Consider the following 1,327-nt stretch of genomic DNA (forward strand, 5'->3'; position numbering starts at 1 on the left):
AGATGTGTATAAGAGACAGGTCTGGTCTAAGGTTGATGTCCGGGCGTTCATTACCCGTCTGGAAGAATCACTACAGGAGGTGGAACGCGATGTCCAAAACAACACAGCGTAAGTCAGCCGCCTTTGAACTGGGTTGTAAAGACGGGATGGGCGGACTGCCAATCCGTAAGACAGTCAAGCGCGAAGTCAAAGAATCGTACATGAGCGGCTACCGTGCTGCTCGTATGGATCGTATTCGTAATGCTCGTCTGGCTAAAGGTATCCCCGATCCTCCTCGTGAAGACTGGGGCCCAGAACCAACGCAACACGAAGTAGCTCGCCCTTATCGGGGTTACTGAAACATAGGGACTCTTCGGAGTCCCGCCCTATAACGCTCATTACTAAAATTGGAGTACTCTGATGACAGAGGAAGTGAAGAAAGCACCTAAAAGAATCTTCTGCTACGGTCGCCGTGGTGTGGCGTTGACACCAGAGCAGCGTGCAAAGCTGACCCCAGTGTTGCCGGACGAGGTTGACTTCATTGCGGTAGAGTTGGGTCTGGAACAATTGGATGACAAGCCGTATATCTCCATTACGTTCACCACTCGAGTTATCAGACACCTATCCCACGACTTGGGCGTCCCGTACGACATGGCGCAGTTGTTGGTAGCCCTGCGTATGGAGCACCCAACCTACAAGGGTTTCCTCAAGTCACTGAAAGGTGAGGAGATCTACAAGGCAAAAGTCATCCAGCAACGTGAACACCAGAAGCGGATGGAAAACGAGCAGTGGATCAAGGAGCGCAAGAAACAAAGCAATCCACTGTCGGCTACTGGTCAGGGTAACTACGGGGCAATGGGTACTGAGTTTGGGATGCGTTACTTCTTCGAGGAGAAGACCCAGTACTTACACCTGCTTGAAGACATGCTCAAGGATCACCGGGACGAGTATCTCCAAATCGCTGTTGACAAATACCCACATGACAAGATGGAGTGGATTCAATACCACTACAGCTTTGAAGAGTTCTGGCGTAAAGTGAACCGCCTGAACCTGATGGATAAAGTCAACTTCGATGAACCGGGATTGTCTTCGATCCGTCGGTTAGCGATGTACTTGTTTACGTGGAACTTCCGTCGTTACATTGATGGGCAAGTGATCTACCGTCATGCACGCTTCTTGCCACGACTGTACCGTCACCTGCACATTGCTGCGATGCTGGATCGTGACACCGTACAAGAAGTCGACCTAGAGTACGAAGAAGTACCTGTCTCTTATACACATCTAAAAGGGGGGGGGGGGGGGGGGGGGGGGGGGGGGGGGGGGGGGGGGGGGGGGGGGGGGGGGGGGG

Annotated in this window: 2 protein-coding genes; both read left to right on the forward strand. The window is 52.6% G+C overall.

Going from position 1 to position 1,327, the window contains the following annotated elements:
• Positions 1-89 precede the first annotated feature (89 nt).
• On the forward strand, positions 90-338 hold the full coding sequence (locus H8Z83_RS19025; protein WP_187016465.1) for a hypothetical protein: 249 nt from the start codon (positions 90-92) through the stop codon (positions 336-338).
• Between the two features lie 61 nt (positions 339-399).
• The coding region (locus H8Z83_RS19030) for a hypothetical protein (RefSeq protein WP_187016466.1) at positions 400-1,327 on the forward strand (928 nt) is incomplete at its 3' end.

This window comes from Dysosmobacter segnis (assembly GCF_014297285.1).
GTDB classification, from domain to species: Bacteria; Bacillota; Clostridia; order Oscillospirales; family Oscillospiraceae; genus Oscillibacter; species Oscillibacter segnis.